Source organism: Bradyrhizobium sp. 132, assembly GCF_023074185.1.
In the GTDB taxonomy this organism is placed as follows: Bacteria; Pseudomonadota; Alphaproteobacteria; order Rhizobiales; family Xanthobacteraceae; genus Bradyrhizobium.
Genome location: NZ_JADPKY010000146.1, coordinates 43,109 through 68,729, shown reverse-complemented (window position 1 = coordinate 68,729; position 25,621 = coordinate 43,109). Strand labels below are relative to the sequence as shown.

Here is a 25,621-nt window from a genome sequence, read left to right as displayed (position 1 = left end):
TAACATAGTGGCCCAGGCGAAAAGTGAACGCCGCCAAGCGCGATGTCTGTTAAGGGTCATTGCGGTCCTTGCGCAACGCGCCGCTGACGTCCGATAAGCGCTCTTAACGGACTCCACGCTATTCGGCTCTCGGCCGTTCCGGATGGCAGAAGCCGCAATCGACGCGGCTGCCCTGCGCAGCTAAGCCTTCGACGCGCAGCTGCTGCGTTTTGTAGCGAGCCTGCACATAGCTGGCAAACTCCTCCCAAAAATAGTTGACGCCGCGGCCAGGACGGTCCGGGCCGCAAGGTCCTTCGCCATTGCGACAACGCTCGCAAATTTATGCCGCAGGTCACGACGCTTAAGGCCGCCCTTGAGGCGCTTCCGCTCAAACCACGCCTGATCCTGACCACGCCGCCGCCTCGAACGGACGCGAGCAACACTGCGCCGATTTCAGACTACACGGAACGCAAGGCACTCGATGCCGCGATCGGAGCCACGAACCGTGATCGATAGCTTTGGCTGCCGCGTCTTCAGCCTCCCTACGAGTGGGAGAATTGCCGGTCCGATACCTGTGCTCGCTCAGCTTCGCGGCCTAGGCCGGTAAGGCTGCACCATCACCGATCATGGTCGGGGACCCATTCCTCCGCGGTTGAGTCCCAATGATGGGTGTCGTCGAAGTGTTTCCAGAGTGGCCGCCTTGACTTGCTTTCACCCTTCTGTCGGTTTGCATTCAGTGCGCGGAGTTGAACGACGAGCGTCCCAGCCATCGTCACCCATTCGCGAGCGTTATATCGGGAGTTCCATTTGATTGCGGTGTGCATCGGATGCCTCCTTCAAAGTAAGAAGCCTTCGCCACATTAGCCCGGGCCAAGAATACAGGGATGTAAACTACTTCACAGTCGGTCAACATCTTCGACATAGCCGCGGGCGATCTTACTGCGCGGTGACCGCAACTACTTCGCTCAATATTCCGGCGCCCGGCATTGGTCATGTTGCCGCGCGATCAAAACGCACGCGACGAAACGTAGCATCGTACTTTGTGCGCGAACGTACGTCCTTTCGACAGAGTGCATTCATCGTTGGTGGGCGTGCGTCGCTAGAGGCCAGCGTATGCTTGAGCTTTGGAACAGACCGGTACGACACCCTGGCCTCGGCGGAGGCGCTTGCCACGGTCCTCGTCATTGTCCCGGTGGCTGCCGGCGCTATTATGCTGGCGGAAAGTCGGCGGATAAGCGGACGTGGTCAGATCGGGCCGGCACGTCTAGACGGGCCAATAGGCGACGTTCGTTAGCCGGCACGGCGACCGTCAGAGAAAGGCCACTCTGCTGCCGTTCCCCGAAGGCTATCTCGGGAGATGGCGAAGATTATTTCTACCTGCCCTGCCCTGCGGTAGCCTTAAGGCCTTCGTGGATGTTGACTCGCCTCTTGCGGCACGGACAATCTGGCAGCAGCTTTCACAGTCAAGTAGGTACCGGCGGACGATGATTTCTGTTGTTGTCGGGTCACGACAGCATGCCTTTTGACCGACGATCTCTACGTTGGAGGGTCAAACTATTTCGCTTCGCACGCCTCTGGCGCTTCTCATCATATCCCTAGGTGCGATCGCCGCGGCGTGGTGGTGGCTGGCCATACCGATCAACTTGGCGCGCGCACCGATCGATCCGAATGCCAAACTGCAATGCATATCCTACGCGCCCTTCCGCAACAACCAAACGTCAGAGTCGCCGACACCAGTGCCGCGGGACCAGATCGCGGAAGATCTCGCCCAGCTTGCCAAAATAACCGACTGTATCCGCACCTATGCGACTGATCTCGGTCTCGATCAGATCCCCGAATTTGCGTCCAAGGTGGGGCTGAAAGTCATTCAGGGAATTTGGCTCGATAGGGACCGACAGAAGAACGCGGCACAGATATTGACGGGCATACGCCTCGCCCAGCAATATCCGGAAACCATCACCGCACTCGTTGTGGGCAACGAGGTTCTGTTGCATCGGAAGATGACGCCTTCCGACCTTGCTGCCTTAATCCGCTCGGTCAGGGCACAAGTGACGGTCCCCGTCACCTATTCCGACGTCTGGGAGTACTGGCTGCGCTATCGGGAACTCGATGACGCCGTCGACTTCGTCACCGTTCATATCCTGCCATATTGGGAAAACGTCCCGGTCCCGGCGAAATCTGCCGCTGCTCACGTCGACGCCGTCCGAGAGCAGGTGGCGTCGGCGTTTCCGGGCAAGGAAATCCTGATCGGAGAAACAGGTTGGCCGAGCGAAGGGCGGATGCGCGGTTCGGCGCTACCGTCGCGCACCAATCAGGCGCGGGTGATCTCGGAGGTTCTCGATCTTGCCCGGCGCGAGAATTTCCGCGTCAACCTGTTCGAGGCGTATGATGAATTGTGGAAGCATGAGTTCGAGGGCACCGTCGGCGGATCGTGGGGCTTATTTGATTCCGCGCAGCGCACGCTGAAATATCCGCCCGGCATCCCTGTCAGCAATTATCCGCTCTGGAAACTGCAAATGAGCAGCGGAATGGCGCTGGCGATCCTGGTGTTCGGCGCTGCATGGCTGACCTCGCGCCGGAAGCTCTCGCAGCCCCGGCTCGTCTCATGGTTTGCGGTCGGAATATCGGCAACCACCGCCGGAGTCCTGTTTGGGGGGGCCGCTCAAAAGGTGTTCTATGAAAGCTACGACGCGGGCAGCTGGCTTCTGTGGGGCGCACTTCTGGTGGCGGCAACTGCCTCGCCGCTGTTCGGCGCCAACGCCCTGATGTCAGGGCGCGCACCGCCCACATTTCTGGAATTGCTGGGTCCGAAGGACTACCGCACCTCATCGGTGCTGGCGATCATGCACGGATGGATCTTGATCGTAACCATCGTGATCGGCACGGAGACCGCGCTGGGCTTCATGTTTGACCCGCGCGAAAAGGATTTTCCTTTTGCGGCCCTCACTATGGCGGCGGTCCCTTTTGCGGCTATGACACAGCTCAATGGCCCCAAGAAAGGAATCCGCCCCATGGCGGAAGCGATATTTGCCGGCGTATTCTTGGTGGCAGCCATCTATGCGGCGCTTAGCGAAGGGCCGGACAATTGGCAGTCGCTGTGGACTTGTGCTGCCTATATATTGCTTGCGGTTACGCTGTGGCGGGCGCGCGCTTGAGTCTTCCCCTTCGGGCCAATACCAGACGTCAGTCGATCACCTGGTCTGCACGGCTGAGCAGCATTGGTGGAATGATGACACCGAGTGCTTTGGCGCTGGCGACGCTGTCCGCTCAAACCATTGAGAAGCTCGCGAAACTGCTGCCGGCGGCAGCTTCGCTCGGAAACCCGGTTGACGTCGCCGGCGGCACGGATGCGGATCCTTCCGTCTTCGCCGCCTGCGCGAAGGCACTGCTTGAGGACACGAATGTGGATGGGGTTCTCATCACCGGACGTTTTGGCGGGTATGGCGTTAGATTTGCCGCCGCATTGTCGCAGATCGAACTGGTAGCGACGGAAGTCATTGGCGAACTGGCAAAGCAGAGCGCCAAGCCCGTGCTGATTCACAGCCTTTACGCCGCCCTGCAGGGAAGCGAAATGCCGCGACCGCTTTCGCACTCGAAAATGCGCAAAGAGAACATGTGCCGCTCAAGCCTGTTTGGGGCTAGAGTCGCTCCGAGCTCGCGAGCGGATGTCGTGTGCACGGTCGCGCGCCTGACAGCCGCCATGTTTGCAAACCGCAAACCTGGCTGGATCGAACGATCGCAAGTTGACGAAAACGAATTCGAAATTGCGCGAGCCCGGCCGAACATTGCTACAAAATGCGTGCACGTCATTCGCAACCCTCGTCTGCCAATGCAGAGCAGAGAGCGTCACCGCAAAATCAATTCACGCAAATTGCTAGCGCTCGCTCGGACGGCGATAGGCCGCCAGCGACAATCCCTGCCAAGTTACGCAAAAGAACTAGCGGTTCCCCCTGCCCATTGTGGCCGGTGCTTGACCGTCCACGTTGGCAATTATTGATTCTGCAATATTCGCGGCTTCAGAAGCGACAACCGTGATCAAGAAGCGCCACGATCATCCCCTCCTGATCAAATCAAATCTATTTAGATTAAAGCGCCAGTCCATTTTTTATTTATTCGTCAAATTTAATGATTAATGCATCGAAATCAAAAACAAAGAGGCTCTTGCGCCCCTCCTTGCGAGGCGACAACGGAATTTTACGGCTTGTCTCCCAGATGCACTCGGTCCGCATGGATCGACAGTCGCAGGGAGCCAGCTGGAGCCAAACTCAGCCTGTCTGCGAAGACGAGGCATGAAAGCAACAGTCTCGCAACACGTTGCGCCAACCTGTGATTATTAACTTGCGCATCCGACGCGATCCGGGCCCGCCGTGAAGCGGCGAACTTGGCTTTCAATGTGATGCTGGTCATCCTCATCGGGTCAGCTTGTCGCCCGGGCGCACGTTCCAGAGCTTGAGACCATCGCGGAACTCAATGGTGGTGCGCTCTAAGAGCCAGGCGCGTAGCCAGACCGCTGACGCAACCCAACTGCTGGGTTATGGCTCGGTAGCCGGCGCACGTGCCCTGGAGGGCGGCGAGAAGAGTCCTCGGTTGGGATTTCTGACATTGCGATGCTCGCGCACGAAGCTTCGCTTCTCGTGTTGCTGCCCGCGCACGTTTCTCGTTCGCTTTACCGCGCAACAGGTTCCCTGCGAGCAAGCATTCGAAATCGATGTGAAGCTTAAACCGAACCAGTTCCCGGTCAGCTTACCAAGGGAACCAAATTGACCGCCGTTAAACGATAAATTTGATTATTGCATATAATCATGATGACTCCATCTCAAAATTGAAAAATATGTTTGGGGAGAACATGGGAGGTTGAAATGGAAGCTGCCCGCCGCCTTCGTGCAATGGCGCTGCTTTGCCGACAGACTGCCGCACTCCAACCTGAGAGAAGCTGGAAACTGCTTGCAGAGGCAGAGTACTGGGAGCATCTGGCGGCTGCGGCTTCAGCTCATTGAGCTTCGGTCGAGTGTCCTTTGTCTTTCGCTTTTCGTCGACTTCTTACTTCAAGTCATTTTCTGAGGCATGTGATGTCGAGTACGCGTCCGATTTTCTCTAGTGCTGTTCTGAGCGAACGGCACCAGGCGCTTCTGGAGGAGCTTAGACAGGTGGAGAAGCTTCGACGTAAGCTCCGACATGTAGAAGCAAGAACAATCGGCAGAAGACGGCGTACCAAAGCGAGCGGCGGAGCAAGAGCCGTTTAGAGACCCGGCGGTCCGAAGGTTGACCCGCGTTGGCTCACTCGCGCGATTCGATGGACGGATTGCCCGCGTTCCTCGCATCTGCCACTATTTTGAAAGAGGACTGGCGCCTTCATCCCCGCAGTAGCGAGGCTCGGCGACGACGTCGCTGCGACGTGTCGGCAACCAGACGGGCCGGGGTGCCCCACAACGCTCGAACTAACTCGGCGACGAGACCGGCCGTCTATTCGGGACCGCGCATTAGCTCCGACTTTCATTCGACGTTGCACTTCGGAACACGGCAACAAGTCGATCGCCTTCCCAAAGCTCAACGTCGTGCTCGTCATGCATTTGCTCGGCTCGGCGTCTCGCCGCTTGCTCGTCAATGCAGTCGAGCTTTGCAGCGCAGATCACTTGCCGGCTGCCGTCCACCACGAACACTTTGTACCGCATGATGCAGGCCCATCCAAAGGGCGACCATCATCGTAGTCGAATGTCCGTCTAAGGCAGTGCCAAATTAAGTGCGGCGTACGGAACCTTTGTACGTGTGGCAGTTCCGCTATACTGGTCCCTGGAATCCCATCGATCGCGCGGCGGCAGTACCTCGTATCTCGCTACCTCAGTGGCGTAATCTCACCGCGTACCGAAGCGTGCGGCTCGAGCTTAAGAGCGAGAGGCCGCCAAGCGTCATCAGCAGCACACCAAACCAGGCCGTCCAGCTGCGGGCTTCGTCGCGCGTCTCTGCAGTGCGCACGCGCAGCGGTATAACTTGAGGTGGGTCGGCGGACGCGGCGGGGAGAAGCTGCCCAACGTCGACTCGGCTGGGCATGGAGTGTTCGGGCGTGAGCTGGTTGCTGGGAAGATCGACAATGGGGACCGCCGACATCAGGGTGAGGCCCGTGAAGAGATCGGAAGCGGCATCAGCTACCTTCATTCCAGGTACAGGCGGCTGAGATTGCTCGGGCGGTGCGGAGCGCAGCAACTCCGCGCGCGCATCAACGACCGCGCGCCGCCTGGTCTGCGTGGTCCCGTTTTCGTCCAAACTGGCGCTGCGGTCTTTGGCCATGCGAGCCCGAATGGGCTTCTTCACCGTCGCGACGCCCTCGGCCAGGAACCAGCATTTGCGGTGACCGTCCGTTCGGTAGACCCAATGCCGTCCGCCGGTGGTCGAGGTACCGGGACGCGGCACGCATTCGGCTTGCGGCGGAGAGGTTACCGTGGGTTGGGACGTAGCAGTATTGAAGAAGTCGGCAAGCGAATTGGAAGACGCAGGCGCTGCCCAAAAACCTCCAACAAGGACTAGGCTGGCGAAGTACAATCGCAAATGACCGGACATCGAAAACTCCCGGGTTCGCCCCACCCCCGCTCGAGCCTCAGCGGCGACAACGGCTCCCATGCGGCTTAAATCGGGCAGCGCGACGAATTAATTGTACTCTTGGCCGCCTGATTAATATGCCGGCCCAGTACTCCGGGGTTGCAACACGAGGCAGCGCGATCGATTCATCGAGCCACCTGAGTTGCGCCGGGCCTCGCTGCCGCCCGCGATCCGCGCCGCCGCCGCCCGGTCGATCGCCATCGTTGCGCTGGTCCCCGAACACGAAATCGCTTCTCGCCGAGGGGTGAGTTTGTGGATGTCACGATACGTGGATACCCCTCGCAGCAATTAAATACTCCGCCACGATATTACCACTGTTGCGCCATTCTGCCCTCCCATTTAAACGTGGATTGCACGATCATTATTTAATTGACGGCTTGTCTGCTCCCGGATTCCCGACTCGTCTGCGTGGGCCTTCTGCCCAAGATTCGGATGGAGCCATGACCACCGCGCATTTCAATTCGCTCTCCGTTGACGAGCTCTGGATATTTCACCAAGAGGTCGCCGCCAAACTCACTCAGAAAATGTTGGTGCAAAAAGCACATCTGGAGGAAAGGCTTCACAGGATCGGACTGGCCAATGAGGCCACACGGCTCAATCGTAAGCGCCGCCGTCCATACCCGCCCGTCCGTCCCAAATATCGCAATCCGAAGAACCCAGCGGAGACATGGTCGGGTCGCGGCAGGCTACCTCGATGGCTGCGGCCGAAGCTTCGAGGCGGCCGAGATTTGGACGATTTCCTGATCGAGCGGGCTTCAGCCCAAAAGCGGCAGACAAATTGAGCGCCGATTGCGGTTTGAAATGGGAATGCTGACGCCGGCTGTTACCCCCTGAGGCTCTGAACTTTTCACATCATCGTTCAAATGCGGCTCATAACCATGCTTGGAGGAATCGCCATAGCGAGCGCGCTGGCGATCTGGCTGATGGTTCTCGCTGAATCGCTCGGAGGGCCCGCGGCGCGGTGAAGACATCCACAAGACTCTCAAGCGCGCGATGGCCCGCGTCTAGTCGTGGTGCCCTCTGAAGTGCCGCCTAACCGCATTCCACGCTCGAAGGACTGGAAGGGGGAGGACGACGAAAGAACTCTGATTGCAACCGGCGTCATCCCGCGCCGCAGAAATGGTGGGTCGTGATCGTCCGATCGACGGGCCATCGTGTTGATCGTCACCAGAGACGGAGTTCCTGCTCGCCGAGCAGGTGCCGTTCTGCGCGAGGGCAGGACAACTACAACGAACAGAACGTTCACCAGTAGTCATATTTTCCCACAATGAGAAGGAAAGTACGCACGAGAACGACCGTCGTTTGATCTAAAATCTGCCGAGGTTACTCGTGCCTCATACCCGGCACGCAGCCAGCAACACTGCGTTCGCGGACGGAGCCGCTTCACCGCAGCCAGCACATTGGCATCCCCCGAGGCCGTTGGGCCCCGAGCGCTTCGCGAGCGTCTAGGATCGCTCGCAGCCTAGTCCGGCGCAACACTCGCGTCTGTGCGCTTTCGAACATTCATGCCCCTTCAGGTATGCTAGTTCTATGCATCATCCGGCGAGTGCCGAACAGGGATGCCTCAGCCCGGGAGCCGTCGTGGCTAGAATAAGCGGCCAATTTGGCAGTTCGCAAAGAACCAATACCCTGTTTCGTTAGTTGACTCCCGCGTGATCCGAACAAGCAAACTGATTGTTCGGGCCGAGGATAAGTTTAGAAGCTGAGCCGGCACACATGAAGGACCTCCGACGACGTTTGGAAAAGGTCCGCGCTGACGCCAGAGACTTTGCGCTGATGAGTCAGCAGGCGACGGACACAGAAAAGTGCGAGCTGTTTAAGCGCTTGGCGGATAAACTCGCCATCGAAGCGCTCGAGCTTGAGCAAATCGTGAAGCGAAATGAGCCATCGAATCCGTGCGACCAGCACGAGGTCGTGGAGTTTAAACCAACCTCTCAGCGGAAGCGCGGCTGAGATGCGGACAGCGAGTTGGATGGGACAGCGGTGGTCCGCCGTGGACTGCAGTCCGGGCGGCCGCTCATCTCCGCGGCGGCGGGCGTTCACGGTCCTGTCCCAAACGCCGGCTCCTTGCGAGCGAACCAAGCGATTTTAGCAAATCGTGCAGGACTGACGCTCGTCCGGCAAGTCGGGTGCATTGATCGCAAGACGAAGAAGAGACCATTGAGGACTCGACGGCCATTGGCGTCACGCTGGACCGCTTAGGGCAGAAGGCTTGACCGGGCGTTTCGACGAACTGGTCCAATCGACAAGCGCAACGGCAGCGGTGTTCTTGTGCCGCAGAAGGCAGGAACCGCGTTGCGGCGTCGTGGTTAATAGAGGTATGGCTAAGGAGATCGTCAGATGCCCCACGCCAAGCCTTTGATAATCGCCACCATCGTCGCAAGCTCATCTCTGTTGATCCTGGCGCAAGCCGGCGGCGCAAACGCCGGGTCCGCAGGCGCAGGCACCGGGACGGGCGCGAGTAGCGCCAGCGCTGGTCCGTCTGCATCTTCTGGAATGGGAACGGGTGCAGGCAACACTGGTCAATCAGCGTCCCCAGGAATGGGGACGAAAGATACTGCCACCGGCCGAAATCCAGGCATCAACGCCGAGCCGGACAATCCGAACGTTCAGCCCGCAGCGCCGGTACGGTCGCGGTCCGCCGCCCAGGCCGCAAGAAATGCCGGGGCTGGTCACGCTCAGAATGGTCTGCCGATCGGCGCGATCGGGACGGGCACGAGCAATGAGGACCAACCAGTCGGCGGCGCCTTGTCCACTCGAAACAATTCTTCGCCCGCAGCGCGGGCCGAAGGAAATGGTCTGCCGATCGGAACGCGCGGGAAGGGCGCCAGCACATCGGACCAGGTCAGCCGGGCGCGCGCCGCGGGAGCCGGTGATAAAGTGCTGGACGCAAAAGCGCAGATCGAGCGAAGAACAACAGTTTCTTCCAAACGCGTTCCCAGCCGGGTAAAATTGGGTTTGTAGTCTGAGCGAGGCAGCCCGCAGACATGCAACATTGTGGAGCGCGGTCGAGGCGGTCCACCGAGCGATGATGCGATACTCCTTTAGTGCGTGCGGCGTTCAGCAGGCGCTCGAACAGGACCACGTCACCTCAGTTCATGAGGCGGCTTCCAACCTTCCGTCATTTGTGCCGGAATGATTGATCGAATATGCGAGCGGCCCGACGATGTATTCGAACGCGAAAGGACGCAGCGCTTCAAAATGTCTGCCGTGCAAGTCGTCGAACGAGGTCACTCGATCACGGCACTAGCACTGGCTTCCTTACGGTTGTTCGATCAAAGGAGAATTGCACCGGCCATCGCAAACGCCACGGCCGACGAACGGACTCGTCGCCTCATCGATCATGGAGATGCTTCTGTTTCCGGGGCGAAGCTTCCGCCTCCTCGTCACGCCGCAGCAGGCTAACGTGTAAGTGGTTCAGTCCCGAGACTCCAACGAGAGATGGGCCTTTGTCGCATACGGCGACCTAGTCCGGGTCCAAATCCGGCCTTTCGGAGCGCCTATCTTCGTCGTACGATGCATCCCCCCAAAGCTCGGGGTGAACACGAGACGGCGCGAATTCCTCGGGATGCAACGGCGCCCGGTTCGTCTCACTGGTTCTGAGGCGATCCGCGGGAATTGAACAGTAAGCGGCCAGCTCCATCGCACGCGCCGTCGCTTAGTCCGCCAGAAGACTGCTGTGATCAATTTGATCTGAGCGCATCTGCCGTATCTAGCGCTCTTAGATGCAGAGATCAAAGTTTCGATAGACGAACCAATTGCCTGGTCCAGGACGTCGACGATGTCCAATCCTCGATCATTAGCCTCCGAGACAAACTCTAGCAGAGGCGTCAGCTACATCGGTAGTTTGGTCGCGATCGGAGCCATCTATCTCGTCTTGGCTAAAGGCGGGCTTGCTCTCGCGTCCATTCATCCCAGTACAACGCCAATTTGGCCACCGACGGGTGTCGCGCTGGCGGCGGTGCTGTTGCGGGGATATTGGACCTGGCCAGCAATTTTTGCGGCGGCGTTGATCGCAAATGCGACGACGGCAGGCTCGGTTGCTACCGCAATCGCGATTGCGGCCGGTAATGCTCTTGAAGCGGTTGTAGGCGCTTATCTCATTAATCGGTGGTCGGGTGGGTGTAACACGTTTTCAAGCCCCGATTCCGTTGCAAAGTTTGTTCTGATTTGCGTCGTGATCGCGACACCGATCAGTGCCAGCATTGGACTGACGAGTCTGACAATCTTCGGGTACATCGAACAGAAGAGTTTCGCCGATGCGTGGATCACCTGGTGGCTGGGAGATGTGACAGGCGCACTGGTCATTGCTCCTGTTATCGTGCTTTGGGCATCAAGCCGCTATCATCACTTCGAACGCCATGCGCTTCTGGAGACGGTCGGCGTCCTCACGACAGCGGCGGTTGTTGGACTCATTGCTTTCAGCCCTTTGATCGAGCAAACGCCCGGCCGAGATCCACTGGGTTTCCTCGCGATCTTGCCAATGTTGTGGGCGGCGCTGCGCCGCGGTCCACGCGATACCGCGACTGTCGCCCTGGTGCTTGCGGGCATCACGATCTGGGGCACGCTCACGGGCGGCGGCCCGTTCACAACTACGGACCTTAACGCATCGTTCCTGCTGGTGTTGATGTTCTTGATCAGCATTACCGTTCCAAGCTTGTTGCTGAGCGCCGATGTCGAGGTGCGCAAGAAAGCGGAGGAGCGGCTGCGCCGCGCGCGCGTCGAACTCGAGCGGAAGGTCACAGAGCGGACGCAAGAGCTGGAGCTCGCCAGTGCAGCAAAATCACGCTTTTTTGCCATGGCAAGCCATGACTTGCGGCAACCGTTACATGCATTAGGGCTGTTTGTTGCCCAACTGCGCACGCCGCTCGAACCGGGGGAGAGGGCAAGGACGATCGAGCGGGTCGACGCAACGCGCAAGGAAATGGATGAAATGTTCAATTCGCTGTTGGACATTTCGAGAATCGATGCCGGGATGCTTACCCCCAACATTAGCGAATTCCCGATCGGGCGCCTGTTGCAAAAAAGCGAGACGGCGTTTGATCAGGCGACGCGTGAAAAAGGCTTGCGCTTACGCGTCTGGCCAAGTGACGCCTGGGTACGGAGCGACGCCATGCTGCTCGAACGCATACTCCTGAATCTGGTATCCAACGCTGTACGCTATACGTTGCAGGGCGGGATCCTGGTCGGATGCCGTCGGCGCGGTGAAATGCTGCGCATCGAAGTATACGATACCGGTCCCGGCATTCCCGAGGATCAAAAGCAAAATATCTTTGGCGAGTTTTTTCAAGTTCCTGCTCCGGAGCAGAACCGGACCGGCGGACTGGGGCTCGGCCTTGCCATTGTCGACAGGCTTCGCTTGCTTCTCAACCATCCAATCGAGCTCGCTTCGGCTGTCGGTCGCGGTTCGCGATTCACGATCCTGGTTCCAAAGGTCGACGAATGCGTCAAGGCCGCAGCGCCCGCCGACTTACCAAACACCGGTGCTTTTGCAGTCGACGGCAAGGCAGTTCTTGTTATTGCCGATACTCCAATCGTGCAGGAGGGAACGGGCGGATTGCTCAGCAAATGGGGATGTTCGGTTCTTGCGGCCGGATCCGACGAAGCCGCACTGGTCCGACTTGCTGAGCGCGAACAACGCCCCGACCTCATAATCTCGGACTATCATCTCGCACGCGGGAAGACCGGAATCAGGGCAATTGAACAAATAAATGCTGCGTTTGGCTCGTCAATTCCTGCCATTCTCATCAGCGGCGATACAGCAGCTGAACCATTGCGGGACGCTAAGGATAGAGGATACGTTTTGCTGCATAAGCCGGTCGACCCAATGCAGCTCCGCGCTGTCATGCACAAGCTGTTTAGGGATCACGCTGGTGGGAGAGACGCTGGGGCAGTTTCATGATCCAGATTTCGGCGGCCACTCCCAGCCCATTTTTCCGACCTTTATGACGGCCTCGGTGCGCGTCGCGACGCCGAGCGCCTTGAGAACGACCGTGATGTGATTCTTCACTGTAGGCACTGCCATATTGAGCATCCTGGCAATGACCTTGTTGCTCTTTCCCTTCATCAGGAGCGCAAGTACTTCAATCTGCCGATCGGTCAACCCGAGCCCCTTGAGCGAGTCGGGCGCCACTGGCTTGTTTGCATGCCGTGGGCCCGCTGTCTTCTCCAGTATCTCCAACGGGATGTAAACTCCGCCGGAGAACACCAACTCAATAGCGTTGAGCATCACCTCGCGTTCCGTGGTTTTCGGAATGAAACCCAGCGCGCCGAGTTTGAAAGCGCGCCTGACCGTGTCTTGATCATCGGAGGACGAGAGAATGACGACAGCAGTCCTTGCATAGCGATCGCGCAGTTCGCAAAGGACAGAGAAGCCGTCGCGATCGGGCAAATTGATATCAAGCAAAATGAGGCTGATGTCGGGATGCTCCTCGACGATGTGCATGGCCTCTCGGCCGCTCGAAGCTTCGAATATGACGGCTTCTCGCTTTAGTTGCTTCAGGACAGCGTGCAACGCGGCCCGAATCAATGTGTGATCGTCAACAACAAGCACCTTCATAAAAAGCTCTCCGTCTTCTGACCGCCCGGAGATCAATAGAAAATCATACACCCACCTTCGAAATCGTCCATCTTCCATCTCGGGTCTGGCCAGCGGTTCGCGGTCAGGTAAGAAGGGAGCGGACTACGTGAAGCGCGGAGCTCGCTGGCCCCTGGTCCATGCGAGCGATGAATTGCTCATCATGTGTCTGACCGAGGCCAAGACGGCAGGACGGACGGTACCTTGGTCATAGGACCTAGGCACCTCTCTGTACCGACCTCCGGCCGATTTACAGGGTTGCGGCGCTTGCACGATGATGACGACGGTCAGCCTCTCCACCAGAAGGTTGTGCGCAGAGCGGCCATACGATCATTGTCGCAATTGCTGTCGTGGCCGGGTCGGTGTGGAGCAACTCTGGACTGCGGCGCTGTCAGACTCCCGCAGCGTGCTTTTTTGTCACATTCGGCTCCTCTCGATCGTTCCTCTCGAAGCGTGCGCGCACCCTGGACGAGGCAAGCCAATGCAGGATCGGACCGCATCCCCAAAGCCATTTGCAGGCGCTCTGCCGGAGCTGAAAGTCAACGGCCGCGACCTGCGCATTGATGCCTGCCGCGGCATCGCGCTCTGGTGCATCTTTCTTGACCATGTCCCCAATAATATTGGAAGTTGGCTGACGCTACGGAACTACGGCTTCAGCGATGCCGCGGAAGTGTTCATGTTCGTCTCGGGCGTCACCTGCGCGCTGGCCTATGGCAAGGTACGGAGCTGCGAGGGGTGGACCAGCGTGATCCGCCGGACACTGCGGCGAAGTTGGGACATCTATGTCGCGTTTCTGCTGCTCACGCTCGCCTGCGCCATCTTGGTTCACCTCGCAGGCGGGGACCGTCTTGCTGACGTGAGCAATACGCGCATTCTGTTGGACCAGCCGGGCTCGGCGCTCGCGCACGCAGCGATCCTGCAATACCGTCCGGTCAATACCGACGTATTGCCGATCTTCGTGCTCCTCCACCTCTTTTTCGCGCCTTTGCTGTGGTTGCTGCTCCGAATGCCGAACGCGACGCTTGGCGCCTCGCTGGCGCTTTATGCGCTGGTGCATATGTTCGGCTGGTCCATGCCGGCGTGGCCGAACGGCCACTGGGCTTTCAATCCACTGGCCTGGCAGCTACTGGCGGTCCTTGGCGCCTGGATGGTAATTGAGGGCGAAAGCGTGCGCCCCTGGCTAACGTCTCGCAAGGCCCTTGTGCCTGCCGCTCTCTATCTGGTCTTCAGCCTTGTCATCGCGTTGAGCTGGAGAATCAAGCCGCTGGAAGCGTTAATCCCGCAGGGCCTAACCAAATTGGCTTACCCGCTAGACAAATCCAATCTCGATCCGTTGCGTCTATTGCATTTCTTGGCTCTTGCGGTTGTTGCGGTGTGGTTCGTGCCGCCCAATCGGCAAGCATTGACGACTCCGGCGATGCGTGGCGCCATCCTCTGTGGCAAGCACTCGTTGCCAATCTTTTGCCTCGGCGTTCTGCTGACGCTCGCTAGCCTGCTGGCGCTGCTCGACGTATCGGAAGGGCTCGCGATGCAGATCACGCTCAGCGTTGGTGGGATCCTCATGATGATCGTGGCGGCGACGATGCTGAACTTGGTCAAGACCACGCCCAGGCTGCAGCCGACCGCTGCACTGCCTGTGGGCGTGCGCGCCCAGCCGGACCCTGGGGCACCGTTGACTGGCGCCCCCTGGAGGCATTTCGCCGAGGATTGCGCGAGTTCGGATGGGCCGGCGGCCAGAATCCCGTCATCGATTGCCGGTTCGCGAATAGGCAAACCCACTGGGTGTTTCGCGTCGCAGACAATGCGTCATCGCCGCACGGCGAGGTGGCGAACGCCAGAGAACCGCTGTCTCGTGCCGCTCACGGCCTCGCTGAACTAACTGCGCAGCATACCTAACTTGGCGGTGGTCCGGACCTGCTTCAGTTCGTTCCAATTCCGGAACGAGGTGAAGCAAAAGTCTCGAGGCGTTGCACATTTACAACCCGCACAGCCATTCGAGGTACTAATCTCTTTGATTGAGACGACGAAACATATTTCATTCTTAGTTCAAAACAATTAGGCGGGGGCGAACGGTGTATGATGTCTATCGCAATGACAAGCGCGACTTCCTCGTTCTAAGTACAGGCTGTGCCGTACCTGCGCTTTACTCTGCACACAAGTGGCGCAAGAGCAGGAAACGAGTTCTCAAGGTCAGCGACGAAATCAAATCAGCGGTTCACGCGCGAGGCTATTACCTCCGCAGCCTGCGGGCCAGCAAGGAGCGAATGATCGAGGTCGCGTAAGGTCGGACGCCCCGGTGACAGCATCACTACCAGCCGAACCGCCATCCTCGCGCTCAACTGAGTTGTGCACCTATTTTGGTCGCAGCCTTTTACCTAGGTTTCATTCTAGGAGGTTGCGGCCCCTGAACGCTTTCCTCTGCCGCCGCCTGCGAGGTTCTGCTTCTGGGGGCCTCAAACACCGCAATGCGCCGATCAAGCTGCCACAGCTCGATGTCGTTGGCATCAACTAGCTCCTGAACACGTTCCCGTGCTTCCTGCTCGTCGGCACAATGCAAATTGGCAACGCTTATAACGTGGCGGTCGTGATCCAAAAGGTAAGCTCGGTAGTGCGCCATCCCACCCCCTCATCCATCAGTGTCCGGTCGTTGTGCTGGGCTTGTTCCCTGTCAAATTGGTCCCCGCCACATCCTGGCTGGCTTGATCCATCGGACCATCACCTCAATATCTCAATGAGCGTTCTCCAGCCGAGCGCGTCGTTCGCCGTCAGAAGCGAACCGCCAAGCCTTTCCAAGTAGTTTGGCAGCTCGCAATCGGGACGCGCGTTGATATTCTCGACAAACGAGGCGACCGAGTTCTTAAGATCACCTCGCTCGAGATGATCGAAAGCTCGCTGCTTGCACCGCTCGACATATTTGTCGCGCGTCATCTCAAGTAACAGGGAACGTTCCATTCCGCCTCCCCAACTGATGGCTGCTTCCAGTAGTGAAGTTGGAGCGGAGTGGATTTGGCCCGTCTGTTCGAAAGACGACAAACGGATGCGCTTTTCCTCGCAACCGTGGGAATTAGGACACAGACACAGATCGCACAGCCTGTCGGCTCCGGGCGGACGACGGCACAAGTTCAAGCCGGTCTCAGGCCTGCACCTTGTCTATAGTTCCTGACGACTACGCCGAACGCCATGGTTGAACCGACCCATCCGAAGCCGATGCCAGTGATCCTCACGACGGATAAGGAGCGCGACGTCTGGATGCGAGCGCCATGGATTGGAGTGGCCATTTTGTCCCAAGCGGCGGTCCGTTGGTAGAAGCCGCCAATCCAGTTGGCTGGATGGCTGCAACTGGAACCTATGGTTCTGTCGAGGCAACGTTCAGAAGCTGAGCGACGGCGGTGACAACCTGAACTGGTGCGAACGGTTTGGTGAGAAGGATGCTGCCCGGCACGCCGTGAGAAGGCCACTCGTCGCCCGAGACACCAGTCATGTAGATCACCGGCATGTCGGGCTTGATCTCGCGCACGCGCTTGGCGATCTTCCAACCGCTCAATCGACCCGCCAGATTGACATCTGTCAGCAGAGCGCGAAACTTGTCTTTGTCGCCGCTGAGTATCGTCAGCGCCTCTTCGCCTGACGACAAGGATACGGCGCCGAAGCCGGCCTCGTTGAGTGCGTCCTCGATGAACCCCTGAACAGCGTGCTCGTCTTCGACGACCAGTACGACCGGCAGCAACTCTTTCACACCGAACTTCCCCTGAGACCTTAGCTTAAGTTACAAAGTGAACGCTTGTTCCGGAAATTACCGCTAAAGCGGCAGCTTGGGCTGTCGAGAGAATTATCCGCTTGATGTACCTCAAAATTTCCGAGTGCGCCCCTACACAGGGAGGCCGGAACGCGGTAAAGGTTCCTATTCGCTCCAACAGGAGTTGCTGCGTATGCCTCGCTCCCCCTCCATCGTGCCGCATGTCGATCACGACACCTATCTTGTGCTGAACGATTTTGGCAGGTTCGGGCGCGCCTGGTGCGAGGCGGACGAAAAAGACAGTGACCGCGCATCGCTTCTCCGCCGTCTTTTGGAAGACCAATATAGTCATCCGGTGCAGATCGTTGCGTTCAATACCGCCGAGGGCTAGTCGCGCGACGTGACGGTGGATATTGCCGACGAGCTGCGTCGGGCGTTTTGTCGAGCACGATGACGTGCCAAGTTCTGTGCAGGAGTTTGTGGAGACCGCAGTCCGGCGGTGACCACGCCGCAAGATTCGAGAGCAAACGGGCGAGCGCTTCCGCGATGGAATGCCGGCCTACACGCCAAACGCGCGGCTGATCTCGCGCACAGGCCTAAGCGCAGCGTCAGTATTGCGGCCATAGAAGAGCGCCTGATCGAACTGAGATAAAATGCCCAGCGCAAATAGCGCGATAGCAATGCCCTTAATCATAGTTGTGGACCGGTGGTGAACAATGCTGCGCAAGTTCAAAACGGCCCCAGCCGCAGGTTGGGGAGACAGCCGGGGCCGACATTCCCATTCCATGTGCCGCAATCGGCGGTAATCGGCACGCTCTCAGTTAGGCACACAGATCCTAACGAACTATTTCGCGGGAGCGGCGTCGAACTAGCGGCGAGCCGCCGCTAGACCGGGAGAAACGTAAGTTCTCTGCGATAGGAGCGGAGCCGATCCCCCCGCTGACGGGGTGAGGCCCTGACGGACATGCCGCGCCAAGCCTCATAACCTCAGCAGCCTGACAGAAGGTCGTTCTGCTACAATATCCAGCCTAGGCACAGTGATCGACCCTCGTTTTGATCTTCCGCAACGAGGCGCGTTCGGGCCAGCCGGTCAGAACAACTGATCGCGTCTCTGCACTTGCTTGGCGCTGCGCAAGTAAGGTTCGGTTGCGCGCAAAATTGTTTCGTTTCCTGCTTCACATTTCTTTCGAATGCTAGTGAGAGCTGGCAGGCGGCTCTTCGCAAACAACAATGGATGACATCGCCTCATTCCCGCTTAGCGTCTGTTCCGAGGTTAGAGCCAAGTCTATGCGACGGCGCGAGCCGACATTGAAATTGAGTGTGACTGTTTCGGGCGAAAATGGACGCAAGGTCGCGTGAGGCAGCGGGGAGATCGAGGATGGCTGGCATCGCCACGATTGAGAACGTCGGCCTGAGCCGGGCGAGGCTTAAGTGTACTGCTGAGGTAGATAACCTGGCCGGATGCCGGGTTCTCGTTCTTGAGGATGAATACTCCTTGGCGAGTGATCTTGAGCAGGAATTAACCGCTCGCGGAGCGATTGTAGTCGGTCCCTTTGCCGAGATCTCTAAGACAAAAGATCAGGTTGCGAACGGCGGCTTTGATGTTGCAGTCATCGATATTGATCTGCGTGGAGAGCCATCATTTTCGATTGCGGACGAACTGATACGCCGTCGTATCCCCTTTATTTTCGTGACGGGTTACAGCCCCGAGGTATTACCTGTCCGCTTTCAACGTGCGCGACGGTGCGAGAAGCCCGTCTATATGTCTGAGGTGCTCGAAGAGGTCGGACAATTGTGCGGACGGAACGGCGATTAGCTCGTCGGCCTGGTCTTACATGGGGGCCGCGGATTTTATTACGGCTGATCTCGTGCCCGCTCTTGTTCGGCGGTGAAGAGCCGCAGGCGTCCTGCGATGGAGCGCGTGCTGGTCGCACGCCCAATTCGCTAGTTTCAGCGAAAGAACTCCTGCGATGCTGCTATTCAGCGGGGGCTTGCTTGGTCATTTACCGGATACTTCAGAACTCACCTCTTGGACCGGAAGATGTCATCCGGCTCGCGAACGCTTCCGAGCAAGCCCTGAAGACCATCGGCGTAAAGGAGCGGAACGATCCCCGTTCCAAAATGATCGCCAAGAAGATCATTGAGATCGGTCAGACCAGCCTGAAAGACCCAGTTCAAATCTGCATTCGGGCCGTCGAAGCGTTGGGCCTGCCGAAAAGGTGATCCGCGAGCCGCTCGCCGGATCGGTGGTGTCAAGCTACCAAAGCGCGTTCCGAGGTTAACTTATGTGAACCTTTGTCGGCCGACGGCGTTGTGTTTGCGAGACCGTCGCCCGCTGGATAGCCAATGGTTGTTCATCACCCGCTGTCCACAACGGCTCGCGACAGATAGCCAAAGGCGGCGGTCTCGGCCTCAACTCCTGAAAGAGACAGAACGACAATAGCAGAGCAGGCTTTCGGCCAGAACAGGGAGTTCTGCCATGCGAACCCGTATTGACATCGACAGGGCGTTCAGCCGCGCAATCCTCCGAGAGATTGGCGAGAGACTGCAAGCATGTCTTGGGGACGACGAGTTAACACCTACCCTTAGACTTCAGCTTAATCTGTTACGCCGATTGGATGATCAACCGCCGCCGAGTACGCGTGGGCATCCGCCACGCGCTTAGGCTACCGGAGCGCGACTGAAGGAGTGAAAATGCCGGGAGGAGCCAATAAGCTCAAAGCCTTTGCTGGCCCCCTGCCGAAAGCATGACGCTCACGAGGGAAATAGCTTATCGCGAATGTAGCGCGACGTGGACGTCAGTCTGATGCCTCGCGACTTGAGCCATGCCGCTGTATCGATCTCGCCTGTTCAAGTGCCTGCCGTGCGGAAGAATACTGCGTAGGGTCGGACGCCGGTGACAGCATCACTACCAGCCGAGCCGCCATCCTCGCGCTCAACCGAGTTGTGCGCCTACTTTGATCGCAGCCTTTACTTAGGTTTCGTTCTAGGAGGTTGCGCCCGCTGAACGCTTTCCTCTGCCGCCGCCTGCGAGGTTCTGCTTGTGGGTGCCTCAAACACCGCAATGCGCTGATCAAGCTGCCATAGCTCGATGTCGTTGGCATCAACTAGCTGCTGAGCACGGTCGCGTGCTTCCTGCTCGTCGGCACACTGCAATTTAGCCACGCTTATAACGTGGCGTTTCTGATCCAAAAGATATGCTCTGTAGTGCGTCATCCCCGCGCCCCCCAGCTCTAGGACAACAGCGTACTCCATTGATGCAAAGGGAAACTACGGAAAATTTTAGCTCGAAGTTCACGCTTAATGTCTGTCCCATTCAAAAAGTTGGTTCGATGCAGGCGCCGGGGCCGCATTTGGTCTCAGGCTTCGCAAGGACAACGCCAAATGAGGTGGCCGGCTGATCCGCCCAAGCTAATGCCCCGGTCATTCTGACGACCGACGAGGAAACGCGATGGCTGGATGGCGCACCATGGGATGAGGCCAAAGAATTACAACGGCCGTGTGCTCATGATCCTAGTGCGTGGGGGCAAAGAAGATCGACGGCAGATAGAAACGCGAACAGATCGGCTACCCGTCGTTGCGCCATCCAACCGCGCCAGCCCTGCCTCGATCACGTCTCGATATCTTCCTCGATCTGCTGGATCGCTGTCCGGCAATCAAAACCGGTAAGCGCCTTCAAGTCCACGGCGAGCTTCCGGCGCTGCATGCGCAAATCGTCAAGAGCCCTCCTGTCATTTAAGCTGACGTAGCCGTCCACAATGAGCTCGATTGCGTTTGGCATTCCCCGATCCAACTCCTACCACCCATCGCAAGGCTTAGCTCGCGACACTCTTCGAAACGGCATCTCTTCGCAAATCGTCTGCAGCAGCCGTCAAATGGGACCCCTCGATCAGCCCGATCCGCCGCAACGTCAGAAGCGCAAGAGGGTCGCACAGTTCGATGGAGAGCCCGGCTCCCAATACTGCGATAGCGCGCCGTTCATCGTTATCGAGATCAGACCATGAGATGTCTTTCATTAGGCGCCTCGCTCAAAACAACGTTCAAAAACACAGACGTTAGCAATAGCCGCAGCATAGCTTTGGCGGCGCGGTATACCGACCGTAAGTTGGGATCAATTAGCTGAGCTGTACTGCTCGGCGCCACACACTAGCCGGGAAGTCCATACTCCGGGCATTCCCTCTTGAAAGAGACCACCAATCCTTGGTCTTGCCCGCGTTCAAACCACTTCAGCAATTCCATGGCCGCGAACCGCGACTCATCTGCAATGGTGAGATGGTGACAACAACCGGTGACAAATTCCTAAATTGGGGCACCGACGGGCCGCGCGAGCAACGGGATGAAGTTTGGACGTGCGATAACGCTGACGACAGACGATGCACACGATTTCTGGGTGCGTGCGCCACCCTCGCCCGGCGGTGACCTGCTGGTGCAGGGCGAGCCGCACCTGATCCAGCAATCCGTGCGACTAGCGCTCCTCTCGCCCATCATTGAGTTGGTCATCAAGTTCGAGGTCGCGCATGCTGGCGAGCTACGCCTGCTTGAGACTGGCCCTTTGCCTTATCGAGGCAGCAGCGCCGCCGAATGGCGGGCCGGGGTTGGTGATACGGATAGACCAGACACAAACTGCCGGTCGGTTCATTAGCGCAGTGACTTACAATGTTTCAAGTGCGGAACGAATGCCCACCGGCAGCGCACCGCGAGTGAACGAATGCGCGATCCGAAGCCCAAACGAAAGTTTCTCGCAGCAAGCGCGCCATCGACCGATTGGTCGGCGATCGGAAAAACCTAAAAATACTTCTGGATCATAATCATGATAACGCTGACGCAAAAACAGAAATTAAGGTGGGAAAAATAGAAGAAGGACGGGAGGAAGGGAATGAAACCTGTACGCCGCTTGCGCGCGATGGCCTCGTTGTGCCGACAGAGCGCCGCATATCATCCTGACAGAAGCTGGAAGCTGCTCGCCGAGGCGGAGTACTGGGACCACCTAGCCGATGGGGAGCTTCTTGAGCACTACAAAGAATGCACGGGCAGCTCAATACAAGATCGCTGCGTAAAGAAGCATGCATCCGATATCCAGCAATCCTTCCTGGCAGATGACTTGGCGAAGGCGCTTCGGTTAGTTGGCTGCAAGGTGATCGGCCCATCGCCGAACTTAGGGATGCAATGTCAATCCAGACGGATTCCTTTGACCTTGCCCTGATCGATATAAACCTGCGCGAATGTTTAGCCTACCCGATTGCTGACGAATTGATTCGTCTGGGGAAGCCCTTCATCTTTGTAACCGGCTACGGTGCTGATGCTATTCCCCACCGCTTCAAGGACGTGCGGCGGTTTGAGAATCCCTGTGACTTTAGGACGATCTCGGCTGAGATTAGCATGCTGTGTGGCCGTGTGCTTAGCTCATCGTGACGAGTCCGCTGACTCAGCTCTGGGTGAAAATGCGAAGAAGTCAACCTGAGCAAGTCCGCCGTGCCTCAATAAGCGGACCTCAACGGGGCGCGCCGTCACTTCGCTGATGGGCCCAAGGCGAAGAACTCAGAGCCAGCGATACTGATCCGATATTGCGTAGGCGGAGCAGTCCACATTCCTTTGATGTAGCGCGAACCTGCTCGCAGCGAAGGGCCCTTCGCGGTTGATAGCGCAAGCAAAAAAATGGCCCCGAATGTCGGGGCCATTTTCGTTAATCGTCGTAGTCCCAATGATGCTGACGCCTAATAACTACCGTGCGGTCTCGATTATGATTGTACCAGCCGTGGTGCCATCCGCGATCAAAGCCACGGTCATATCCGTAGTCCCTGTCGCGATAATATCCGTGGTCGCCACCGATCCGGAAACCGAACTCCTGAGCACCGGCGAGCGTCGGTGCTGCCACGCTGAGTGCCGTCACAGCGGCGAGAACATAACAAAGCTTCCTCATTGTGCATCTCCCTTGCTGGTTACGATTACCAACCAGTGGGGAATGTCGCCGTTCCGGGAACAGCCGCGAAACTTTATTGAACAGGCGTTCACCATCATTGCAATGTGGAAGCAACGCCCCAGATGATCTTGTCGATCTCAACACCGTCGAGCTGCGTTTGATCCGCAACACGATGGACAGCACCACCACGATAATCACCGTCAGGCATCAACAAATCTCGGACTGCTCTTGATGAAGCAATTCGGCGTGCTACTACGCACCCCCATTAATTGGCTCGGAGAGCATCAAGTGGCAAAAAAGTCCAAGATCAAGCGCAAAGAGTACACGGATGAAGAGGTGAAACTGATCAAATCGCATTCCAAAGCTCGCACCCCGGTCGCCAAACTTTCAAAACTGATGAAGAGGTCGGAAGGTTCGCTGAGACAGAAGGCGCTCGCGCTCGGTGTCGGTCTCGGTCATCAGCGGTAGCCACAGGCCATACCCAAACCAAAACGAAAACGGCCCCGGCGCGTGAAGCACTCCGGGGCCGTTCAAGATCATCAGGCTCGGGTACAACCGCCGTGTCTTCTGATCATTGATGTCGCCGATTACGCCGCTTGATTTTGGGCAAGATGTGGCGACCGCGCGGCATCGAGCTGCTCACATTCTGCGCGAAAGCGCTCGGCCTCCACCTCGGCCTTGCGCCACTCAGCGCGCCGCCGGTGCTCAGCCGGCTGCGCAACCCCGACCAGGCTCCGCGATCACACGTCACCCCGCGCCGAATGGCGGACAGCACTTGCGAAGGGTCAAGGTTCTTTCCCTGGTTGTCCGGCCGTCAACATAGTTTCGCCTCCTCGTCTGCGTTAAAAGCTCCCGTATAGTTCTGTGGTGAGCTGGCAAAAAAAGACGTGACGTGCAGTTCCATGCTCATCCCTTGGAAAGCTTCGCAGGCTCAAAAACCATCTGCATCCCGTCGAATGTTAGCTCGCCGTAGCGCAGATGCGCGGATCGCTCTCAGGTGGGTGCCATTGCATTTTATGGAGCACCAAATGGATTCCACGCTGGACGACAAGCTCGCGGAAGAGCAGATCACGAAAAGCTTGGAGGAGCAGTTTTCTAACCGGGTCAACTTGGCGCACGAAGAGGAAGTCGGTCCTTTGGCCCCGCCGACCAGGAGGAAGACGTCTCGCGCCCCGCCGGCAACGATTCATCGCTCGGCGGGTCGGCGCTACGTGGCTTTCGTCGGTTCTCTGTTGGCAGCATCCATTGGTGTCGCTGCCTGGCGGTGGTCATCCTCCGCTGATACGGCGAAGATGGCCCCCTCAAACCCGGCACCCCTGACACAGGCCGCGCCGGACGCCGCCGCGCCGAAAGACGTTGCGCCGACTGCTGTTGCCCTGTCTTCCGAGTTTGCGCGACAGCTCCAACCGATGGCACACGATTTCGCTGCCTTGAGGCAAACGGTCGACCAGCTCGAGGTGAGACAAGAACAATTGGTCCGCGACAATGAAAATCTCGTGAGCCAAATCAAGGCGAGCCGGGAAGAAATGGCACGCAGCAATAGTACCATCGACCAGATCAAGGCGACCCAGATGCAGATGGCGCGCGACGGTCAGACGCTTACGGAGCGGCTCAACGCAAGCCAGGAACAACTCGCCCACATCATCGCCAATGCCTCAGAGCCAACTGTGATGCCTGAAGAGCCAAAGGTGATGCCCGAAATACCACTGCCGCGTCGGCGGCAGTCGGCCAATGTCGCCCAGACGCAAAAGCCGACGCCGAGCCCGGCGCGGCCGCAAGCCAAAAAACCACAACCGTCATTGGCATGGCCATGGTCAGTGCACTCGAAGGCCACAGAATGATTCGAGGCACCCGGGCGAGACGTAATTGTCAATCAACGCCTTTCCCGGTTTCAATCGGCTTGGCTCTTTCGAAGGCAGCTATAGGGACCTCGGCGAGAGGTTCAATCAGCGCAGTGATAAGGTTTGGCATTGTGTGCAGAGCGGAGATCACCAGACCTTGCTCGATAACTCGGAGTTGCTAATCCGCGCCAGATCTTGCCCGATAATTCGGACTCACTGTCTTTCGCGGTAAACCAACCTGGAGTCCCTCTTTCCGCTTCTTCTGCATCTCGGCGAACAGGCCGAATGGCAGCCGCTCAGGTGTTGAGCCGGCGGGTGCGGTGAACGGCTGTAACCGCTTAGCCGGAACCCTTGCTTAGGGATCGGTATAGCTGTGCGAAAGAAGCCGCCGGCTTGGACGGAGGTTTGGGATGGGATTGGACAGCAAAAAGGACGTCCATTTGGACGGCTCAACGACGGGGGCGTCGTGAAGGGCCTCGCGTCCAACCTGCTTCGGTCCTCCCACTCGCGTACGAAGGGCCAGCTGCGAACTGCTTGGCCTGGCGGGCATGAGCGGCCTTCGCCCTCTCCACCAACGAAGGGGCGCGACGAAGCTCCGCGCTATCAGCCGATGTGCCACCAGCTTCGCGGTGTCGCCTACCACTCCCTCGTTCAAGCCGTCGCTCACCATCTGGTCTGACCTTTAATGCCCGCATCCAGTGGGCGTTGTCTGAGCTTGTTCAGGAATATAGCAGCCGGGTGATGTCGCGGGAGAGCGCCGAGAGGTCCCGAGGCGACGGCTACTCCTTCGGCTTGTAGGTCCCGTCCAGCCATCGAGCAGCTCCTCTACGACCCTGGATACCTTGATCTTATCGTGGGTCGCCTTGATGGCGTCGCGAGCGCCTCGAGGGGATGCTCGAATGCTGTGGTGAACGCCGACTTGGCCGACACGGATGATCTTGCTGTTCTGAAGGCAGCACGGCCCATTCGATCAG

20 protein-coding genes and 3 pseudogenes are annotated in these 25,621 nt (G+C 58.2%); 15 read left to right on the top strand and 8 right to left on the bottom strand.

Annotated elements, in window-relative coordinates; all coding sequences use genetic code 11:
* Positions 1-1,520: 1,520 nt before the first annotated feature.
* Positions 1,521-3,134, top strand: a complete 1,614-nt coding sequence (locus tag IVA74_RS32180) for a glycosyl hydrolase family 17 protein (protein WP_247351000.1) — start codon at positions 1,521-1,523, stop codon at positions 3,132-3,134.
* A 71-nt stretch (positions 3,135-3,205) separates the two neighbouring features.
* Positions 3,206-3,976 (top strand): hypothetical protein, encoded by a 771-nt coding sequence (locus IVA74_RS32175; protein ID WP_247350999.1) that lies wholly within the window; start codon positions 3,206-3,208, stop codon positions 3,974-3,976.
* A 1,841-nt stretch (positions 3,977-5,817) separates the two neighbouring features.
* Here the strand turns inward: IVA74_RS32175 and IVA74_RS32170 are convergent.
* Positions 5,818-6,534, bottom strand: coding sequence for a hypothetical protein (locus IVA74_RS32170; protein ID WP_247350998.1), 717 nt, complete (start codon positions 6,532-6,534; stop codon positions 5,818-5,820).
* A 479-nt stretch (positions 6,535-7,013) separates the two neighbouring features.
* Between IVA74_RS32170 and IVA74_RS32165 the strand changes: the two genes are divergently transcribed.
* From IVA74_RS32165 to IVA74_RS32155, 3 genes are all read left to right on the top strand, one after another.
* Positions 7,014-7,355, top strand: a complete 342-nt coding sequence (locus tag IVA74_RS32165) for an H-NS family nucleoid-associated regulatory protein (protein ID WP_247350996.1) — start codon at positions 7,014-7,016, stop codon at positions 7,353-7,355.
* A gap of 934 nt (positions 7,356-8,289) precedes the next feature.
* The gene (locus tag IVA74_RS32160) at positions 8,290-8,526 is read left to right on the top strand and encodes a hypothetical protein (RefSeq protein ID WP_247350994.1); all 237 of its coding nucleotides are present in this window, start codon (positions 8,290-8,292) and stop codon (positions 8,524-8,526) included.
* Between the two features lie 1,828 nt (positions 8,527-10,354).
* Entirely contained in the window at positions 10,355-12,475 is a 2,121-nt protein-coding gene (locus IVA74_RS32155) for an MASE1 domain-containing protein (protein WP_247350992.1), read from the top strand.
* Here the strand turns inward: IVA74_RS32155 and IVA74_RS32150 are convergent.
* Positions 12,470-13,132: a response regulator transcription factor gene (locus tag IVA74_RS32150; RefSeq protein ID WP_247350990.1), complete on the bottom strand. Its 663-nt coding sequence runs from the start codon at positions 13,130-13,132 to the stop codon at positions 12,470-12,472. The two genes, IVA74_RS32155 and IVA74_RS32150, sit on opposite strands and share 6 nt — an antisense overlap.
* A gap of 499 nt (positions 13,133-13,631) precedes the next feature.
* Between IVA74_RS32150 and IVA74_RS32145 the strand changes: the two genes are divergently transcribed.
* Positions 13,632-15,029, top strand: coding sequence for an OpgC domain-containing protein (locus IVA74_RS32145; RefSeq protein ID WP_247350988.1), 1,398 nt, complete (start codon positions 13,632-13,634; stop codon positions 15,027-15,029).
* A gap of 193 nt (positions 15,030-15,222) precedes the next feature.
* Positions 15,223-15,432: a hypothetical protein gene (locus tag IVA74_RS32140; RefSeq protein ID WP_247350986.1), complete on the top strand. Its 210-nt coding sequence runs from the start codon at positions 15,223-15,225 to the stop codon at positions 15,430-15,432.
* Between the two features lie 433 nt (positions 15,433-15,865).
* Here IVA74_RS32140 and IVA74_RS32135 read toward each other — a convergent pair whose 3' ends face one another.
* On the bottom strand, positions 15,866-16,102 hold the full coding sequence (locus IVA74_RS32135; protein ID WP_247350983.1) for a hypothetical protein: 237 nt from the start codon (positions 16,100-16,102) through the stop codon (positions 15,866-15,868).
* Positions 16,103-16,268: 166 nt separating this feature from the next.
* Between IVA74_RS32135 and IVA74_RS32130 the strand changes: the two are divergent.
* Positions 16,269-16,414, top strand: a pseudogene (locus IVA74_RS32130) (SOS response-associated peptidase); the annotation flags it as partial.
* Positions 16,415-16,496: 82 nt separating this feature from the next.
* On the opposite strand, the gene IVA74_RS32125 reads toward IVA74_RS32130, so the two are convergent.
* Positions 16,497-16,886 (bottom strand): response regulator, encoded by a 390-nt coding sequence (locus tag IVA74_RS32125; RefSeq protein ID WP_247350981.1) that lies wholly within the window; start codon positions 16,884-16,886, stop codon positions 16,497-16,499.
* Between the two features lie 193 nt (positions 16,887-17,079).
* Between IVA74_RS32125 and IVA74_RS32120 the strand changes: the two genes are divergently transcribed.
* The 3 genes from IVA74_RS32120 to IVA74_RS32110 all read left to right on the top strand — a co-directional run bounded on the left by IVA74_RS32120 (position 17,080) and on the right by IVA74_RS32110 (position 19,109).
* Positions 17,080-17,277 (top strand): hypothetical protein, encoded by a 198-nt coding sequence (locus tag IVA74_RS32120; RefSeq protein ID WP_247350979.1) that lies wholly within the window; start codon positions 17,080-17,082, stop codon positions 17,275-17,277.
* Between the two features lie 987 nt (positions 17,278-18,264).
* A complete protein-coding gene (locus IVA74_RS32115) occupies positions 18,265-18,702 on the top strand; it encodes a response regulator (RefSeq protein WP_247350978.1) in 438 nt (145 codons plus the stop codon).
* A 179-nt stretch (positions 18,703-18,881) separates the two neighbouring features.
* The gene (locus tag IVA74_RS32110) at positions 18,882-19,109 is read left to right on the top strand and encodes a hypothetical protein (RefSeq protein WP_247350976.1); all 228 of its coding nucleotides are present in this window, start codon (positions 18,882-18,884) and stop codon (positions 19,107-19,109) included.
* Between the two features lie 531 nt (positions 19,110-19,640).
* Here the strand turns inward: IVA74_RS32110 and IVA74_RS32105 are convergent.
* From IVA74_RS32105 to IVA74_RS32095, 3 genes and pseudogenes are all read right to left on the bottom strand, one after another.
* A pseudogene (locus tag IVA74_RS32105) lies at positions 19,641-19,730 on the bottom strand (NUDIX hydrolase); the annotation flags it as partial.
* A gap of 644 nt (positions 19,731-20,374) precedes the next feature.
* A pseudogene (locus IVA74_RS32100) lies at positions 20,375-20,667 on the bottom strand (hypothetical protein).
* A gap of 34 nt (positions 20,668-20,701) precedes the next feature.
* Complete coding sequence (locus IVA74_RS32095; protein WP_247350974.1) at positions 20,702-20,902, bottom strand: hypothetical protein; 201 nt, start codon at positions 20,900-20,902, stop codon at positions 20,702-20,704.
* Between the two features lie 320 nt (positions 20,903-21,222).
* On the opposite strand from IVA74_RS32095, the gene IVA74_RS32090 reads away from it, so the two are divergent.
* Positions 21,223-21,528 carry a hypothetical protein gene (locus IVA74_RS32090; protein ID WP_247350972.1) on the top strand — a complete coding sequence of 102 codons (306 nt, stop codon included), beginning with the start codon at positions 21,223-21,225 and terminating at the stop codon, positions 21,526-21,528.
* A 234-nt stretch (positions 21,529-21,762) separates the two neighbouring features.
* Positions 21,763-22,089, top strand: a complete 327-nt coding sequence (locus tag IVA74_RS32085; protein WP_247350970.1) for a hypothetical protein — start codon at positions 21,763-21,765, stop codon at positions 22,087-22,089.
* A 480-nt stretch (positions 22,090-22,569) separates the two neighbouring features.
* Here the strand turns inward: IVA74_RS32085 and IVA74_RS32080 are convergent, their stop codons facing one another.
* Entirely contained in the window at positions 22,570-22,806 is a 237-nt protein-coding gene (locus IVA74_RS32080; RefSeq protein ID WP_247350968.1) for a hypothetical protein, read from the bottom strand.
* 288 nt (positions 22,807-23,094) lie between these two features.
* On the opposite strand from IVA74_RS32080, the gene IVA74_RS32075 reads away from it, so the two are divergent.
* Positions 23,095-23,274, top strand: coding sequence for a hypothetical protein (locus IVA74_RS32075; RefSeq protein WP_346730993.1), 180 nt, complete (start codon positions 23,095-23,097; stop codon positions 23,272-23,274).
* 560 nt (positions 23,275-23,834) lie between these two features.
* Positions 23,835-24,647 carry a hypothetical protein gene (locus IVA74_RS32070; protein ID WP_247350965.1) on the top strand — a complete coding sequence of 271 codons (813 nt, stop codon included), beginning with the start codon at positions 23,835-23,837 and terminating at the stop codon, positions 24,645-24,647.
* Positions 24,648-25,621 lie beyond the last annotated feature (974 nt).

Bases quoted from the DNA above. Each gene is read 5' to 3' on its own strand.
- IVA74_RS32175 (WP_247350999.1), top strand. From the start codon at position 3,206: ATGATGACACCGAGTGCTTTGGCGCTGGCGACGCTGTCCGCTCAAACC.
- IVA74_RS32170 (WP_247350998.1), bottom strand. From the start codon at position 6,534: ATGTCCGGTCATTTGCGATTGTACTTCGCCAGCCTAGTCCTTGTTGGA.
- IVA74_RS32165 (WP_247350996.1), top strand. From the start codon at position 7,014: ATGACCACCGCGCATTTCAATTCGCTCTCCGTTGACGAGCTCTGGATA.
- IVA74_RS32160 (WP_247350994.1), top strand. From the start codon at position 8,290: ATGAAGGACCTCCGACGACGTTTGGAAAAGGTCCGCGCTGACGCCAGA.
- IVA74_RS32155 (WP_247350992.1), top strand. From the start codon at position 10,355: ATGTCCAATCCTCGATCATTAGCCTCCGAGACAAACTCTAGCAGAGGC.
- IVA74_RS32150 (WP_247350990.1), bottom strand. From the start codon at position 13,132: ATGAAGGTGCTTGTTGTTGACGATCACACATTGATTCGGGCCGCGTTG.
- IVA74_RS32145 (WP_247350988.1), top strand. From the start codon at position 13,632: ATGCAGGATCGGACCGCATCCCCAAAGCCATTTGCAGGCGCTCTGCCG.
- IVA74_RS32135 (WP_247350983.1), bottom strand. From the start codon at position 16,102: ATGGAACGTTCCCTGTTACTTGAGATGACGCGCGACAAATATGTCGAG.
- IVA74_RS32120 (WP_247350979.1), top strand. From the start codon at position 17,080: ATGCCTCGCTCCCCCTCCATCGTGCCGCATGTCGATCACGACACCTAT.
- IVA74_RS32115 (WP_247350978.1), top strand. From the start codon at position 18,265: ATGGCTGGCATCGCCACGATTGAGAACGTCGGCCTGAGCCGGGCGAGG.
- IVA74_RS32095 (WP_247350974.1), bottom strand. From the start codon at position 20,902: ATGAAAGACATCTCATGGTCTGATCTCGATAACGATGAACGGCGCGCT.
- IVA74_RS32090 (WP_247350972.1), top strand. From the start codon at position 21,223: ATGAAGTTTGGACGTGCGATAACGCTGACGACAGACGATGCACACGAT.
- IVA74_RS32085 (WP_247350970.1), top strand. From the start codon at position 21,763: ATGAAACCTGTACGCCGCTTGCGCGCGATGGCCTCGTTGTGCCGACAG.
- IVA74_RS32080 (WP_247350968.1), bottom strand. From the start codon at position 22,806: ATGAGGAAGCTTTGTTATGTTCTCGCCGCTGTGACGGCACTCAGCGTG.
- IVA74_RS32070 (WP_247350965.1), top strand. From the start codon at position 23,835: ATGGATTCCACGCTGGACGACAAGCTCGCGGAAGAGCAGATCACGAAA.